Genomic DNA, 16,028 nt, shown 5'->3' on the forward strand with positions numbered 1-16,028 from the left:
AATAGACCTACGCCAGCTTGGCCAGCAGCTTCATGAAGGTGGCGATCTCCTTGGCGGAGAGCGGCGCCAGCGTTTCCCTGGTGATCTCCCGCGCCAGCGGGATCAGCCGTTCGATCGCGTCGCGGCCTTCGGCAGTCAGATTGACCAGCAGCCGCCTTTTGTCGACCTCATGCTTGGAGAGCTCGACTAGGCCGCGCGCCTTAAGCCGGTCGATGACGCCTTTCACGGTCGCCGCATCCATGGCGATCAGCGTGCCGAGCTGGTTCTGCGAGGTCTCGCCGACATCGCGCAGCTTGGCCAGCGCGGCGAATTGCGGCGGCGTCAGGTCGCCGATATGCGCGGCGAAGATCGAGACATGGCGCTGATGCGCCTTGCGCAGGATGAAGCCGACCTGCTCCTGCAGGAGGTAATCCTGCTCCTCCGGCTCTTCGACCTCGACCAGCTTGAGCAGATTGTCCTCGCCGCTCACCGCAGCCCGTCCCAGGCCTTGATGTCGGCTGCCGCCAACCCGCCCATGCGGTTGTGAACCCGCGGCCCGCAGGTCATGGCCAGACAAAAAAGAATCTCGTCGGGACGCGGCCCGTCGCTGATGCCGACTTCCATGGCGTCGAAATGGCTGCGCACATAGGCGGCGTTGATATGGCCGAGCGGCACGTCGAGCTTCGAGCCGAAGGCGCCGACCTTCTTGGCCGACGGCACGATCGCCTTGGCGTCGCCGAGCCGCTCGCGCATGGCGTAGCCGCCCGGCACATGCCAGAGCGCGCCGTGTTCCAGTTCGCCCGCCGTGCCGACGATGGCGCCCTTGCCGTAGCCGTCGATCTGTTTGACATCGCCGCCCAACGCGGCGATCAGCCTGTCGGAAAGCAGCAGGCCAAGCGGCTTCAGATCGTCCATGGCGCTCTGCAGATCCTCGACATAGCGCCCGGCGAACGGGTTCCTGACAACGGCCATGGCCGCGGCACGCCGGCGCGGCACGTCCGCGACCGGACCGCCCTCATGAAAGATCTCTTCGCTCAGCACCGCAATCTTGCGGATCGGAAACTCAGGCATGGGCAACTTCCTCCCTCGGATTTTTGTTGGGCGCGGCAAGCGCCACGGAACCACTGATGCGGGCCTCACCGCCAAGAAACAGCGCCGATCCGGCAATCAGGCCGCGCCGGCGAAAATCTTCGGCGACGGCAAGGCCATTGTCCAGCGCCCGCGCCACCTCGCCAGGCGCCAGCGTGCCGACGCCTTGCGTCACCAGCCGCGCGCCGAGGTCGCTGTCGGGCGACAGTTCACGTGCGGGAATGCGCTTGATGGCGGGATTGCCGGGCAGGTCCACCGCATTGGCAATGAGCGTCGCCGCCGCATCGGCCTCTGCGCCTGTCCGCGCCAGCACGGTGACGGCGTCGGCAATGCCAAGCGAGAAGGAACGGCCGCGCCAGCCGCTGGTGGCGACGCCGCGAACGCCATCTTCGGCGCGGATCGTGATCCGGTCGGCCATGCCGTTGCCGGTGCCGGCGACCACCAGACCGATCGATCGGCCCGTGCCGATGTGAAGGGCGCTGTCGCCGCCATTGTTGACATAGGCGCGCTCGAGCCTGCGGCCGGCAAGCAATGCGGCGAGCATTTCGTCGGCTACCGATCCCGCAACGGCGGCCATCGGCGTTATGAAACATTCCGCCAAGGGCATGACGGCCGCTTCCATGCGGCGTGCCGTCGGACCGTCAAAGGCGCGCGGCGCCAGGAAAAATGCCGGAAGCCGCAATTCGGGAAGCTCCCTGACCAGCTCGATCAGGATCGTCTGGAACCGCGCGACGGCTTGCTCATAGGCCAGGCGGCATTCCTGCGCCTCGCCAAAGGCCTCGATGATCAGGTCGATCGGCCCATGGTTGAGATGCAGCCGCTTGCCGTCCTGCAGCCAATGCGCTTGCGGGCCGTCCATCATCCGGTTCCGTTCGACGCGGCGCGCCGCAACTGCGCCAGCGGCGGCCATGGATTGTCGGACGGCGCACCGGTTCCGTGGCGCGGGTTGAGATATTCGCCGCCCTTGGCGACGATATCCTCGACGCTGCGGATCTCGGCTTCGTAGCCGCCGAGCCTGACATAGTCGTCGCGGCGCAAGGTGAACTCGATCGGCGCCACCAGCGCCGGCGTCGGCACATAGCCGAAGGCGCCTTCCGGCACGCGCGTGACATCGACCATCAGCGTGATGCCGCCGCCCGGCCAGACATAGACCGGCGCGCCGCCGACCGTCACATAAGTCTTCAGGCCTTGCACCGAGCGGGTGAGATTGACCGGGTTTTCGGTGACGCCAGCGCGCAGCGAGCCGCCGGCGCCGCCGATGAAAAGCACGGTGCACAGAGCCGGCTCGCAATTGTCCTCGATCAGGTTGACTGATTTCTGCAACCGCTCCGGAAACGGCTTCTCGACCGGCTTCAATTCGTCGTCGAGCTCGTAATAGGCGAACTGCTCGCCGGTCGTCGAAACCATCAGCAGCGACAGGCCCGGCCGCGCGCCCTTCTTGGCGTTCCACTCACCGAGGATCGACAGCGGGTCGGAAATCGAGGTGCCGCCCCAGCCGAGGCCGGGCTCGGAGACCTTGAAATAGCGGCCCGGCGTCGAGCGGCGTCCGATGATTTTGATGCCCGTATCCTGCCAGCCCAGCACCTTGCCGGCCTGATGCTCGGAGACGACGCCGGTGATGTGGTCGTCGACCACCACCACCTCGTCGACCAGCCCGCGCCATTGCGTGGCGAACATGCCGATCGTGGCCGAGCCGCAGCCGACGCGCATGCGGTGTTCCTGCTTGCCGTCGATGACAGGTGGTTTGCCGGCTTCGACGATGATGGTGGCACCGCCGTCGATGGTCAGTTCCACCGGCTTGCGATTGCAAAGATTGAGCAGCGCGTCGCAGGTTGCCCGGCCTTCCGCCTTGGAGCCCCCGGTCAGATGATGCACGCCGCCCAACGACAGCATCTGTGAGCCATATTCGCCCGTCGTGACATGGCCGATCGCCTCGCCTTGTGAGCGCACGACAGCCGTTTCAGGCCCGATATGACGGTCGGTGTCGATCTTCACCTTGACGCCGCAATACGAAAAAATGCCTTCGGTGACGACGGTGACGAGATCGACGCCTTCGACCTCCTGGCTGACGATGAACGGCGCCGGCTTGTAGTCGGGATAGGTGGTGCCGGCGCCGATTGCCGTGACGAACCGGCGGCCGGTGTTGACCAGTTCGCCGTCCCACGCCTCGCCTTCGGCGACGAAGGGCACGATTGTCCCGCCGGTCCCGGCCGCATGATCGAGAATGGTCAGCGGGTCCATGCGCACGATCCGGCCGCCGGCATTGCCGTAGCGGTCGCAGGCGCCGGTGCGGCCATCGGCTATGTAGCACATGACCGGACAGGCATCGCAGCGGATCTTCTCCGCCACCTGCTTCTCGCCGGGATCATGGGTCTCGAAACGCTCGGCAAGCTCGCTCATGCGCGTGCCTCCTTTTCGCGGATGCCATCTTTTTCACGGATGCCAGCGCGGATGCGCGTCGGCGTCGCCGGAACCTTGGTGACCAGCACGCCGGTGGCATGGCGGATGGCGTTGAGGATCGCCGGCGCGGTCGGGATCAGCACATGCTCACCCAGGCCCTTGGCGCCGAACGGCCCTTCGGGATCGGGAACCTCGACCAGGATGGTCTCGATCGGCGGCACGTCGCCGATGGTTGGGATGAGATAGTCGTGCAAATTCTCGGTGCGGCCGGGAATGTACTCTTCCATCAGCGCCATGCCGATGCCTTGCGCGATGCCGCCCTCGATCTGGCCCTCGACCAGCAACGGATTGATCGCCTTGCCGACATCATGCGCGGCAGTTATTTTCAGGAGCTTCACTGTGCCCAGCTTGAGATCGACCTCGAGCTCGGCGATCTGCGCGCCATAGCCATAGACGGCATAGGGCTTGCCCTGGCCCTTGGCATCGAGCGGCAGCGTCGGCGGGTCGTAGGTCTCCTCGGCGCGGAAGACGAAGCCGTCGGCATCCATGTCGAGCGAGGCGAGATCGATGCGGCGCGTGGCTTCGCCTTCGCGGATGACGATCACCGCGCCGTCCAGTTGCAGAGATGCCTTTTCGGAGACATTGGCAAAGCGCAGGATCTTTTCGCGCAAGGCACGGCCAGCTTTTTCGGCGGCTTTGCCGGTCACAAAGGTCTGGCGCGAGGCCGAGGTCTTGCCGGCATCGGGACTGATCGCCGTATCGGCGCTCTTCAACCGGAATCTTTCCAGCGGCAGGCCAAGCGCGTCGGCACAAATCTGCGAGATGACGGTGTTCGAACCCTGGCCGATGTCGACCGCGCCCTGGTGCAGGATGACGGTGCCGTCAGCCGCGATGCCGACCCGGATGGTCGATGGATTGGGCAGCGAGGTGTTGCCGCAGCCATACCAGCAGGACGCCACGCCGACGCCGCGCTTTTTATCTGCATGGTTACTGTTGAAAGCACCCGCGTCAGCCAGCGCCCGTGCCCAATGCGGCCGCAAGGCCTCGAGACATTCTGCAATGCCGACGCCGGATTCCAGCCTCTGGCCGGTAACCGTTTCGGATCCGTTCCGAAGGCAGTTTCTCAGGCGAAAGTCGAGGCGGTCGATGCCGAGCTTGCCGGCCAGCTCGTCATAAAGTGTCTCCTGCATGATCGTCGCCTGCGGTACGCCGAAGCCACGGAAGGCGCCGGAGATCGGGCCATGCGTGTGGATGGCGCGGCCTTCGGCGCGGTAGTTCGGCGTCGCATAAGGGCCGGAAGCATGCACCGGCACGCGGTTGGCGACGGTCGGCCCCCAGCTGGCGTAGGCTCCTGTGTTGAAATCGCCTGAAAAGATCATGCCGGTGACATGGCCGTCGGCATCGGCGCCGATGGTCGCCTTCATTTCGGCCGGATGGCGCTTGGTGGTCGACATCATCGATTCGTTGCGGGTGTAGGCCAAGGCGGCCGGCCGGCCGGTCTTCAGCGCCACAAGGCCGATCAGCGGCTGCAGCGAAACGTCGAGCTTGGAGCCGAAGCCGCCGCCGGTGGCGGTCGGTACGATGCGCACCTTGTCGACGGGCAGACCAAGCACCTTCGCCATATCGTCGCGGTCCATATAGGGCGCCTGGGTGCAGGCGACGACGACCAACGTGTCGCCATCCATATAGGCATGGCCGGCCTCCGGCTCGATATAGGCGTGCTCGACATAGGAGGTGTCGATCGCGCCCGTCACGGTAACGGCCGCATTGGCTAGCGCCGCCTCGGGGTCGCCGCGCTCGACGAAGCCGGAGGTCAGCAGGTTCGAGGGGCGGTGCGGATGGATCAGGGCAGCACCCTCGCCCTGTGCTTCGCTGGGCTGCAGGACATGCGGCAGTTCGGTCCAGCGGATCGGAAAATCCGACAGGTCCAGATCGAGGATCGCCTCACGCTCGCCGGCGACCAGCGCCACCGCCTCGCCGCGCAGCCGCGCAAACCCTTCGGCGAGCGCCGGCTGGTCGGCGAACGGGCCGATGACGCCAAAACAATTTTTCCCCGGAATGTCGGCCGCCGTGAAGATACCGACGATGCCGGGGTGCTTCCTTGTCCACCCGTCGAGATCGCCGAAGGCGAAGCCGGCGTGATAGTGCGGCGAACGGACAACCAGCACGGCAAGCGCATCGGCCGGGAAGGAATCGCCACCGAATTTCTCAGCCCCGGTCACCTTTGGCACACCGTCCAGCCTGACGGGTGACGCGCCGATCGCATGGCCGGACTGAGGCAGGCGGAAATCGAGGCTTGCCGTTTGCGAGGAGGCCTCCATCACCGCCGCGATGATCTTCCGGTAGCCGGTGCAGCGGCACAGAATCCCGCCCAGCGCATCCTGTACCTCGGTCTCGGTTGGTCTCGGCGTCGTGTCCAGTAGCGCTGTCGCCGCCACCAGCAGCGCCGGCGTGCAGATGCCGCATTGCGCGGCGCCATGGGCCAGGAAAGAGGCCTGAAGCGCCGAAAGCCGGCCATTGGCCAGCCCTTCGACCGTCGTCACCGATGCGCCAGCGGCCGAGGCCGCCGACATCAGGCAGGCGCAGACCGGATCACCGTCGACCAGCACCGTGCAGGCGCCGCAATCGCCGGCATCGCAGCCGACCTTGGTGCCGGTGAGCCGCAATTCGTCGCGCAGCACCTGGGACAGCCTCCGCAACGGCGGCACGTTGACCGAGACGGCGGCGCCATTGACCGCGAAGGCGATGTCGGCGCGTTCGAGGCCAGACTGCATCCCACCCAGGTCGGGCAGCGCTTCACTGACTTCAGGCAGGACCTGGTTCATGTCAGGCTGAGCTTGTCTCATGCCGCCGCCACCATATGATCGTTCATCGGTCCGGCGGCCGTCAGCACGGCCCGGGCAACAATCTCGCGCACAGCGTCGAGCCGGTACTCGGCGCTGCCGCGCACATCGGCGATCGGCGACAGTTCGATCATCGGCGCGGACTGGATGGCGCTGACGAGCTCGCCATCCCTAAGCAATCCGAGCAGAGCCTCCTCGACGCCGCCAAGCCGCTTGGCGACAGCCGAGCAGGACCCGACGGCAATGGCCGCTTCGGCAACCCTGCCGTTCTCGATCACAAGGCGCGCCGCCACCATGGCAATGGAGATGACGAGATAGCGCCGCGCGCCGAGCTTGACGAAAGCCGACGCACCGGCGGCGGCCATCTTCGGCACGCGGATGGCGGTCACCATTTCGCCAGGCCGCAGGGCCGTGCGCCGATTGCCGAGAATGAAATCCGGCAAGGGCAGATGCCGCGTCGCGGCCGCCGAACGCAGTTCGACCTCTGCATCGAGCACGAGCAGGCCTGGCACGCCATCGGCGGCCGGTGAGGCGTTGCAGAGATTGCCGGCGACGGAAGCGACGTTCTGGATCTGTGGCGAACCGACCTCGCGCGCCGCCTGTTTCAGCGCATCGAAAGCCGGCGGCAAGGGGTGGCGGATGAGGTCGGTCCAGGTCGTGCGCGCGCCGATGAAAAAGTGGTCGTCCGTTTCGGAGATGCCGCGCAGCGCAGCGAGGCCGTTGATGTCGAGGACATTGTCGCGGAACGGCTTCGCGCCCTGTGCCGGATAAAAATCCGTGCCGCCGGCAAGAATGCGCCAGGCGCCCTCGCCAAGCAGAGCGAGCGCCTCGTCGACCGTGGTGGGTTTCGCGTAACGGATCACGCTTTGCCTTCCCAGAGAGTGGGCCTTCCCCGAAATGGCCCTCCCAGGGCGTTTACCCCGGGTATGATCTTGCCGGTTCGCAAACCGGAAATTCATTCGTATGCAAATGATATCAAGCCGGTGGAAATTGTCAAAGCCAGAGTTTGGGCTGTTGTGCTTGCCAGGGTGCGGGCAACGAGATTGTTACGCCTTCGGAGGTTGACGCGGCCGGCCATCTGGTCAAGTTTCTGCCTCCGGTCGCATCAGCGGCATCTTTCTACTGGAGCCTGAGCCCAACGCAGAGAAGAAGGAGGCCCAATGGCCGACCAAGCGCTTGTTGTGATCGACCTGCAGAACGACTTTTGCCCGGGCGGCGCATTGGCCGTGACCGGCGGCGACGAGATCGTGCCGCTGGTCAATGACATGATCCGGCGCACCGACCATGTCGTGCTGACGCAGGACTGGCATCCCGCCGGCCATTCGAGCTTCGCCTCCAGCCATCCGGGCGCGCAGCCCTTCACCATGATCGAAATGCCCTACGGTCAGCAGACCTTGTGGCCGGATCATTGCATCCAGGGCAGCCTCGGCTCGGATTTCCATTCCGGCCTTGCCTGGACCAAGGCCGAGCTCGTCATCCGCAAGGGCTTTCGCCCTGATATAGACAGCTATTCGGCCTTCTTCGAGAACGACCACACGACGCCGACCGGCCTCGGTGGCTACCTCAGGGAGCGCGGTATCGACACCGTCACCCTGGTCGGGCTGGCGACCGATTTCTGCGTCGGCTTTTCGGCGCTGGACGCCGTCAGCCAGGGTTTCAAGACCACCGTGCGGCTCGACGCCTGCCGCGGCATCGATCTCAATGGCTCGCTCGAAGCCATGCTGCGGCGCATGCGCGATGCCGGCGTGGCGCTCGAAGACCATTTGTCGGACTGAACGGAAGGTGGGGCGGCAGGGGGACTTTTCGCGGATGAGTGCAGGCGTGATGGCGGGTTCGGCCATCGCCTTCGCCATGCTGTTTCCGGACGCGGCCGTCGCGGCCGAGGAACACGCGCTGCCCGGCGCCGCGATGTCGCTGTGGTGGGCGCTGCCCTTTGCCGGTCTGCTGCTGTCGATCGCCACCGGTCCGCTGCTGTTCCACCATGTCTGGGAGCATCATTACGGCAAGATCGCGGCCCTGTGGGCGGCACTGGTTGTCGTGCCGCTGGCGCTCGCCTTCGGGATCCCCCAGGCGACCGAGGCGGTGCTGCATGCGCTGCTCACCGAATACATGTCCTTCATCATCCTGCTGTTTGCGCTGTTCACCATTTCGGGCGGTATCCTGGTCGCCGGCAACATCCACGGCACGCCGCTGGTCAATGCCGGGCTGCTGCTGGTCGGCGCGCTGTTCGCCTCGGTCATCGGCACGACGGGCGCCTCGATGATCCTGATCCGGCCGATCATCCGCGCCAACGACGCCAGGCCGTTCAACGCCCATGTCGTCGTCTTCTTCATCTTCCTGGCCTCCAACATAGGCGGCTCGCTGACGCCGCTCGGCGATCCCCCGCTGTTCGTCGGCTTCCTGCGCGGCGTCGACTTCTTCTGGACGACCGCCAACCTCTGGCGCGAGACGCTGTTCGTCGGCGGCCTGGTGCTGGCCGTGTTCCTGGCCATCGACATCATCCTGCACCGGCGCGAGGCAGGCGCGCCGAAGATCAAGGACCCGACGCCGGATTCGAAGGTTCGCATTCGCGGCCTGCCCAACATTCCGCTGCTGGCCGGCGTCATCGGCGCCATCCTGCTGTCGGCGACGTGGAAGCCTGGTGTGTCCTTCTCCATTCAAGGCGTGACGCTGGAACTGCAAAACCTGGTGCGTGACGCCATCATCCTGGCGCTTGCCTTCGTGTCACTGGCGGTTTCGCGCAAGGAATACCGCGAGGCGAACGGCTTCAACTGGGGGCCGATCGCCGAAGTGGCGAAATTGTTTGCCGGCATCTTCATCTGCATCGTGCCGGTCATCGCCATCCTGAGGGCCGGTCACGAGGGCGCGCTGGCGCCGCTGGTCGCGCTCGTCACCTCGGCGCAAGGCACGCCCAACAACCTCGCCTATTTCTGGCTGACCGGAGCGCTGTCGTCCTTCCTCGACAATGCACCGACCTATCTGGTGTTCTTCGAGCTTGCCGGCGGCGATCCACACCACCTGATGACCGAATTCGCCTCGACCCTTGCCGCTATCTCGGCGGGAGCGGTGTTCATGGGGGCCAACACCTATATCGGCAATGCGCCCAACTTCATGGTCTACGCCATCGCCAGGCAGCGCGGCGTGGAAATGCCCGGCTTCTTCGGCTACATGCTGTGGTCCGGGCTGGTGCTGATCCCGACCTTCTTGATCGCGGGTTTTCTGTTTTTCGGCTGATCAGCCAACGCCGACATAGCGCCTGACCGCCGATGGGTCGGCGCGCAATTCCTCGACATCCACCGTCTCGCGGTTGCGGCCGTTCTCGATGAACGAGACGCGGTCGGCGACCGACAGCACCGCGTCGACCCGCTGTTCCACCAGGATGGTCGAGACGTCCATCTCGCGCAGCTTAGCCACCGTCTCGCGGATCTTGGCGATCATCGACGGCATCAGCCCTTCTGTCGGCTCGTCAAGCAACAGCACCTGCGGTTCGAGGCAAAGTGCACGCGCCATCGCCAGCATCTGCTGTTCGCCGCCCGACAGCGTGCCCGAGCGCTGCCGCAGCCGCTGGCGCAGCAACGGGAAAAGGTCGAGGACGGTTTCCCGCACGGCCTTGCCCTTGCGGCGCGCCATCAGCCCGATCTCGATGTTCTCCGCCACCGTCATCTCGGCAAACAGCCGCCTGCCTTGCGGCACATAGGCGACACCGGCCTTCGGCACTTCATGCGCCGGCAGGCCGGTCAATTCCTGGCCGGCAAGCTTGATCGAGCCGGCGCTTGAAGGAAGCAGGCCCATGATCGCCTTCAGCGTCGTCGTCTTGCCGGCGCCGTTGCGGCCGAACAGGCACAGCACCTCGCCTTTGTTCAGCACGAGGTCGAGGCCGTAGAGCACCTGGACCTCGCCATAGAAGCAGTCCAGTCCGGCGATCCGCAATGCTTCGACCTTGTTCGTTTCAATCATGGGGCGGTCCCCAGATAGGCTTCCTGCACCGCCGCGTTTTCGCGGATCGCCTCGGGCGTGCCTTCGGCCAGGATCTTGCCGGCGTTGAAGACGGTGATGCGGTCGGCGAGCTGCATGACGACGGGCATGTTGTGTTCGATCAGAAGCACCGTGGCGCTGCTGGCGATGTCGCGCACCAGCACGATGAAATTGTCGATCTCGCTGTCGGCCAGCCCTTGTGTCGGCTCGTCGAGGATCAGCAGGCGCGGCTTCAGCGCCAGGCCCATCGCCACCTCCAGCAGCCGCTGATGGCCATAGGACAATTGCCCGGCCGGCATATGGGCGCGGTCGGCCAGCCCGGTGCGTTCCAGCGCCGTCATGACAGCGGCCTGTATCGCGCTCTTGGAAGGCCCGTGCCGCAGCGTCAGTTGCACGGGCAGCGCGACGTTGGCGTAAACGGACAGGTTGGCATAGATGCTGGTAATCTGGAACGTGTAGGCGATGCCTTGGCGCACCCTGACATAGGCCGGCAGGCTGGTGATGTCGGCGCCATCGAAGACGATTGCTCCCGAAGACGGCTGGATGCGGCCGCTGACCATGCTGACAAAGGTGGTCTTCCCCGCCCCGTTGGGGCCGATGACGGCGCGGATCTCGCCGGGCATCAAGGTAAAGTCGACGCTGTCGACGGCGCGAAGGCCACCGAAATTGCGCGACAGGCCCTTGGTGGCCAAAAGCGGCGTCATGGCAGCCACCCGAGCCAGCGCTGGCGGATGCTGCCGAGAATGCCTTTCGGGAAAAACAGCACCAGCAGGATGAGCGCAATGCCGACGATCAGGAGATAGGCCGAGGTGTAGCCGCTGGAGACGTCGATGACATAGTACATGAAGACGGTGCCGATCAGCGGCCCTAGCGTCGTGGCGGCACCGCCGAGCAAGACCCACAGCAGCGGCAGGATCGAATACTGCACCGACGCGAAGCTCGAGCCGACATAGCCGAACAGCAGCGCATAGGCGGCACCCGACGCCGCGCAGATCGTGCCGGAGACGACCACGGCGATGAGCTTGTTGGAGAAGGTGTCGTAGCCCAGCATCTTGGTGCGCTCCTCATTCTCGCGGATGGCGACGAGCACGCGGCCATAGCGAGAGCGGACGACGGCCAGCGTGAGCAGAAGCACGAGCGAGAACAGCACGAGCGCGCTCATGTAGCGCACGGTCGGGTTGGTGAGGTCGAGCGAGGTTGCGCCGAGATTGAGGGCGCGCGCCGGCTGCGGCACGACCTGGCCCTGATCGCCGCCGGTCCATGCCGCGAAGTAGAGGATCAGGAGATAAAACACCTGCGCGAACATCATGGTGACGATCATGAAGGCGACGCCCGTGGCGCGCAACGCCAGCAGGCCGATCACCAGCGCCAGAACCGCGCCGCTGGCAATCCCGCCGAGGAAGGCCAGGGGCACGCCCCAGCCGAGCTGGATGATGGCAAGGCCGGCGCCGTAAAGCCCGGCGCCGAAGAACATGGCATGGCCGAGGCTGAGCAGGCCGACATAGCCGAACAGCATGTTGTAGCCCATGGCGAACACCGCCAGCACCATGATGCGGGCGAGCAGGCCGTGATAGTATTCGGGCAGAACGAAGCTCAGCACGAAGAGCAGCGCGATGACGCCGAGATGCAGCGCATAAGCCTTTGCCGGCGAAGCTTCGCTCATCGCGCTGCCGTCCCGAACAGGCCTTGCGGGCGGAACACCAGCACCATGGCGACCAGCAGCGTGGCGATCATCTTGGCCAAGGTCGGCGAGAAGAACATCGAGATGATGCCGTCGGACAGGCCGATCAGCACGGCGGCGACGACGGTGCCGCGCAGCGAGCCGAGGCCGCCGATGATGACGACGATGAAGGACAAGAGCAGCGGATCCTGCCCCATCAGGTAATGCGCCTGGCTGATCGGCACGATCAGCACCGCGGCGATCGCCGCCAGCATGGCGCCGAGCGCGAAGACGCCGCCATAGACGCGGTCGACCGGAATGCCGAAAGCTTGCGCCGTCTCGCTGTCATACTGCGTGGCGCGCATGATCAGGCCGATCCTGGTGCGCGTCAGCACCAGCCATGTAGCGATCAAGAGAAGCGCCGAGGCGGCAATGATCGACAGTTTGTAGCCGGAATAGCCGAACCACGGCAAAAGGATGCGGTAGCTGAACGGCGGCTCCACCGGCCGCGCTTCGGGACCATAGAAGCTCAGTGCCAGCTGCTGGATGATGTAAAGCATGCCGATGGTGGCAACGATGGTGGCTTCCGGATTGTAGTTCAGCCGGCGCAACACCAGCCGTTCGGCGACCAGCGCAATGGCACCGACGATCAGCGGCGCGATCACCAGCGCCGCTAGGAAGCCGAGCGCCGGATGGCCGCCGATTGCTGATGTGATTGCCCAGGCGAGCACGGCGCCCAGCATGAAGAACTCGCCATGCGCGACGTTGACCACCCGCATCACGCCGAACACCAGCGACAGTCCAAGCGCCGTCAGCGCCAGCACGGCTGATGTGACGAGGCCTTCGAGGGCGGCAAGGAGGAGATGCGGTCCGAAGTGCATTCAGGGGGGCCCTTACCCTCCCCCTCGTGGGGAGGGTGACCGCGAAGCGGTCGGGTGGGGGGTGGGGCATGGGCCGTCGCAGCCCCCACCCCGTCTCACCGGCTTCGCAAATGCGAAGCCTGTTCGCCGACCCTCCCCACAAGGGGGAGGGTGAGGCCTCACAGCGCCTGCGTCGTGTAATCGCCCTCGGCTTCGTAAAGCCCGTCCTCGATCTTGGTCTTGTGCACCACCTTCAGCTTGCCGCCTTCGACCTTGGAGATGTTCTGTATGCCGAAGCACTGGTGGATCTTGCCGTTGAAGGTTTTCGCGCCCTGCGGATGCTCGGGCCCTTCGGCAAAGGCGGTCAGCGCCTCGGTTGCCTCGACCAGCTTGGCGCGGTCTTCCGGGCCCTTGTAGCCGGCGTCTTCCATGGCCTTCTTGACGACATAGAGCGTCTCCCAGCAGCCGAACATGTGCGACGCGGTGGAGACGTCCTTGGGATCGCCGACGGCCGCGCCATTGTCGTCGATGCCGACGGCGGCGCGATAGGCTTTTTGCGCGGCGCTGTCATCGGCCTGCGCATAGCGCGGCGAACCCTCCCAGAAATGGCTGCCATCCAGGAATTCCAGCCCGGGGCTGTTGATGTCGGTGGCTTCCAGCGAATCCATGAAGCCGAACAGCTGCGGCCGGTTGGAGCCGTAGAACTCGCCGAGTTCCTTGACGAAGGTAAGCACCGCCGGGCCGACCATGACGTGGTAGATCACCTCGGTCTCCGGCGGGATCTGCGGAAAATATTTGGTGAAGGAGGATTCCGTAGGCGGGATGGCGATCTGCGCGATGACGTCGGCGCCTTGCGCCTTCAGCGCCGGCGGCAGGTAGTCGCGGTGATCGTAGCCGAAGGCGAAATCGGGGAAGATCTGCGTCACCTTCTTGCCGGCATTGGCCGCGATCCACGGCGCCATCGACTGGATCTGGCTCTTCACGTCGGTGATGCCGGGCTGGAAGACATAGCGATTGAGCTTGGTCGAGGCGACGTGGTGGCCTTCGCTGACGACGAAGTAGGGGATCTTGGCCTCGCCGGCGGCAGGCGCCGAGCCGATGACGACATGCGAGAACAGCGTGCCGAAGACGATGTCGGTCTTGTGCTGGGTGGCGAACTTGCCGACCACTTCCGCACCACGGCCGGGATCGGTGCCGTCATCCTCGATGATGACCTCGACCGGACGGCCGTTGATGCCGCCGGCGGCGTTGATCGCCTTGACGGCGGCAGCGGTGGTCTTCTCGTACCAGCGGCCATAGGCGGCGCCGATGCCGGTGCGGTGCGACTGGAAGCCGATCTTGATCGGCGCCGAGCTCTGCGCCTGGGAATAGCGGACGAAACCGGGCGCCACGGCGAGGCCGGCGGTCGCCGCCAGGCCCTTCAGAGCCGTGCGGCGGGTAAGGCCAGTCTTGGAGATGAGGCCAGTCTTGGAGAGGTCGAAAAATCCGTTCTTGTCAGCCATGTTCGTTCCCCTGTTTTTTCAGTCTTGACCAACGATAAGGCGGGTTCGGCATCCTCGCTCGGAGGATGCGGAAAATTGCATGTGTACAAACTAAATCACCAAAGCCCCGATGTGGCAAGCGAGCTTTCCCCAACGACATCGGGGCCGCCCTTTTCTCATCCAACCGTTGGCGTGGCAAGCAGCCAGAGGCCGAAGACGGTGTAGGCGATCATCAGCAGGGTGAGCGGAAACTGGCTGAGCGCGGCGCGGGTTGGCTGTGGATGCAGGCGCCAGGCAAAGCCGTGCGCAACGAGGACTGCGAGCACGTGGCCCAGGATGATGGCGCCGGCCTGGATGTTCCACAGCCACCAGGCCGACTCCGCCCCGGCGACGATGCCGGCCTCGATTGGCATGTCGGCGGTGCCGAACAGGTTCCAGCCCTGCGCGAACGGGTCGGACAGCGAGGCTAGTGCATACTGGCCGCCGACCAGCAGCGCTGTCAGATAGTGCGCGACATGGTAGGCGAGCGCGATCGGCACGATCGACCACACCAGCAGTCCCGCGGCCTGGCTGAGCGGCGGACCGCTGCCGGCCAGGCGCTGGCCGAGCCAGACCGCGAAAAGGAACACCGCCGCCAGCAGCACGAATGTCAGAACGAGCCCAAAAGTGCCGCTGCCGATCACCGCCGTGCGGCCAGGGAATTCGAGCGGATTGACGCCGAACAGGCCAAGCCAGAAGAAGGTTTTCGACAAGCCGTCGAAGGAGACCGAGGACAGGGCCAGCAGCAGGAAGGCGATGCCGCTGGGCGGCAGCGGCTCCCCCGCGAGCAGCTTGGCGGCCGGCCAGCACAGCGCAAGCCGGCCATTCTCGTCGCGCTCGATCGGCGCGAAACGCGCCACCATCGAGAAGAAGACGGTCAGGAACTCGCCACTGCGGCTCCAGCCGCGATAGCCGAACACCAGCATGGCGAGAAAGGCGAACAGCCAGTAGAGGCCGGCGGCAAAGGCGAGCCGTGCCGGGTCGTCAGGCGCCGGATCGATGAGTTCGAACCAGGCAAAGGCGAAGAACAGGATGACGGCAGGCCAGCAGCCGAGCCATCTGGGGAGGCGCCAAGATCCCCCGTCGCCTGTGCCGAGCGGGCGCGAGACGAGACGCCACGGTCCAACCCAAGGGTTCAGCCACGACCAGAGATCGCCGAAAACGCCTTGCAGAAGCGTGATGCCAGCCCACAGCAGCGTCCAGATCACCAGCGGCAGCGGGTTGGAGAGCGGGTCGCGGCTGCCGAAAAAGCCGGCGGCAATGAGAGTTGCGAAGCCGGCAAAGGATATCAGGCTGATGGCGGCGCGGGCACTGTCGCCGAGGGTGAACAGCGGCAGGCGCCGGCGCCAGAAACGGTCGAGGGAAGCCGCTGGCAGCAGCGCCAGCACGAGGAAGCTGATGGCCACGGCGAACGCGCCGCCGATCAGGTAGTAGCCGGTTGGGAGCAGGAGGACGTGGCCCCGATCGGAGGCGTGGGCGAAGGCGGGGGTGGGGAGGAGGGCGAGTAGGGCGATGGGGTATAGGAGCGCAACTCTCGCAGGAAAGCGCTCTACGGCGCCCCCCTCTGTCCTGCCGGACATCTCCCCCACGAGGGGGGAGATCGGCAGTTCGCGCGATCGGCGCCTTTCTTGCGACGCTGAAAATTGGCGAAAGCGGAGATGACAGCCAATCTCCCCCCTCTTGGGGGAGATGTCCGGCAGGA

General features: G+C 65.4%; 14 protein-coding genes. 2 read left to right on the top strand and 12 right to left on the bottom strand.

Translation table 11 applies throughout. The annotated features are described in order from the left end of the window. Positions 1 to 7: 7 nt before the first annotated feature. The 6 genes from MAFF_RS20035 to MAFF_RS20060 form a co-directional block, all read right to left on the bottom strand. A complete protein-coding gene (locus MAFF_RS20035; RefSeq protein WP_010912774.1) occupies positions 8 to 469 on the bottom strand; it encodes a MarR family winged helix-turn-helix transcriptional regulator in 462 nt (153 codons plus the stop codon). Continuing rightward, entirely contained in the window at positions 466 to 1,050 is a 585-nt protein-coding gene (locus tag MAFF_RS20040) for an amino acid synthesis family protein (protein ID WP_010912775.1), read from the bottom strand. The genes MAFF_RS20035 and MAFF_RS20040 overlap by 4 nt, the downstream gene beginning before the upstream one ends. Beyond that, positions 1,043 to 1,927, bottom strand: a complete 885-nt coding sequence (locus MAFF_RS20045; protein WP_010912776.1) for a UPF0280 family protein — start codon at positions 1,925 to 1,927, stop codon at positions 1,043 to 1,045. Before MAFF_RS20045 ends, MAFF_RS20040 begins: the two co-directional genes overlap by 8 nt. Continuing rightward, positions 1,927 to 3,468, bottom strand: coding sequence for a hypothetical protein (locus MAFF_RS20050; RefSeq protein WP_010912777.1), 1,542 nt, complete (start codon positions 3,466 to 3,468; stop codon positions 1,927 to 1,929). The genes MAFF_RS20045 and MAFF_RS20050 overlap by 1 nt, the downstream gene beginning before the upstream one ends. Further along, on the bottom strand, positions 3,465 to 6,242 hold the full coding sequence (locus MAFF_RS20055; RefSeq protein WP_044551092.1) for a molybdopterin cofactor-binding domain-containing protein: 2,778 nt from the start codon (positions 6,240 to 6,242) through the stop codon (positions 3,465 to 3,467). Before MAFF_RS20055 ends, MAFF_RS20050 begins: the two co-directional genes overlap by 4 nt. A gap of 68 nt (positions 6,243 to 6,310) precedes the next feature. Then, positions 6,311 to 7,174 carry an FAD binding domain-containing protein gene (locus MAFF_RS20060; protein WP_044548669.1) on the bottom strand — a complete coding sequence of 288 codons (864 nt, stop codon included), beginning with the start codon at positions 7,172 to 7,174 and terminating at the stop codon, positions 6,311 to 6,313. Positions 7,175 to 7,471: 297 nt separating this feature from the next. Between MAFF_RS20060 and pncA the strand changes: the two genes are divergently transcribed. Together pncA and MAFF_RS20070 are read left to right on the top strand one after the other, a co-directional pair. After that, positions 7,472 to 8,086 carry a bifunctional nicotinamidase/pyrazinamidase gene (gene pncA, locus MAFF_RS20065; protein WP_010912780.1) on the top strand — a complete coding sequence of 205 codons (615 nt, stop codon included), beginning with the start codon at positions 7,472 to 7,474 and terminating at the stop codon, positions 8,084 to 8,086. 49 nt (positions 8,087 to 8,135) lie between these two features. After that, positions 8,136 to 9,545 (top strand): sodium:proton antiporter, encoded by a 1,410-nt coding sequence (locus tag MAFF_RS20070; protein ID WP_010912781.1) that lies wholly within the window; start codon positions 8,136 to 8,138, stop codon positions 9,543 to 9,545. Here MAFF_RS20070 and MAFF_RS20075 read toward each other — a convergent pair whose 3' ends face one another. From MAFF_RS20075 to MAFF_RS20100, 6 genes are all read right to left on the bottom strand, one after another. Next, entirely contained in the window at positions 9,546 to 10,268 is a 723-nt protein-coding gene (locus MAFF_RS20075) for an ABC transporter ATP-binding protein (RefSeq protein ID WP_010912782.1), read from the bottom strand. Beyond that, a complete protein-coding gene (locus MAFF_RS20080; RefSeq protein ID WP_010912783.1) occupies positions 10,265 to 10,990 on the bottom strand; it encodes an ABC transporter ATP-binding protein in 726 nt (241 codons plus the stop codon). Before MAFF_RS20080 ends, MAFF_RS20075 begins: the two co-directional genes overlap by 4 nt. Further along, on the bottom strand, positions 10,987 to 11,949 hold the full coding sequence (locus tag MAFF_RS20085; protein ID WP_010912784.1) for a branched-chain amino acid ABC transporter permease: 963 nt from the start codon (positions 11,947 to 11,949) through the stop codon (positions 10,987 to 10,989). Before MAFF_RS20085 ends, MAFF_RS20080 begins: the two co-directional genes overlap by 4 nt. Beyond that, entirely contained in the window at positions 11,946 to 12,827 is an 882-nt protein-coding gene (locus MAFF_RS20090) for a branched-chain amino acid ABC transporter permease (protein WP_010912785.1), read from the bottom strand. The genes MAFF_RS20085 and MAFF_RS20090 overlap by 4 nt, the downstream gene beginning before the upstream one ends. Before the next feature lie 158 nt (positions 12,828 to 12,985). Beyond that, positions 12,986 to 14,308, bottom strand: a complete 1,323-nt coding sequence (locus MAFF_RS20095) for an ABC transporter substrate-binding protein (protein WP_010912786.1) — start codon at positions 14,306 to 14,308, stop codon at positions 12,986 to 12,988. A 155-nt stretch (positions 14,309 to 14,463) separates the two neighbouring features. After that, a complete protein-coding gene (locus MAFF_RS20100) occupies positions 14,464 to 15,906 on the bottom strand; it encodes a hypothetical protein (protein WP_044548671.1) in 1,443 nt (480 codons plus the stop codon). Positions 15,907 to 16,028 lie beyond the last annotated feature (122 nt).

The organism is Mesorhizobium japonicum MAFF 303099 (assembly GCF_000009625.1).
Classification (GTDB): domain Bacteria; phylum Pseudomonadota; class Alphaproteobacteria; order Rhizobiales; family Rhizobiaceae; genus Mesorhizobium; species Mesorhizobium japonicum.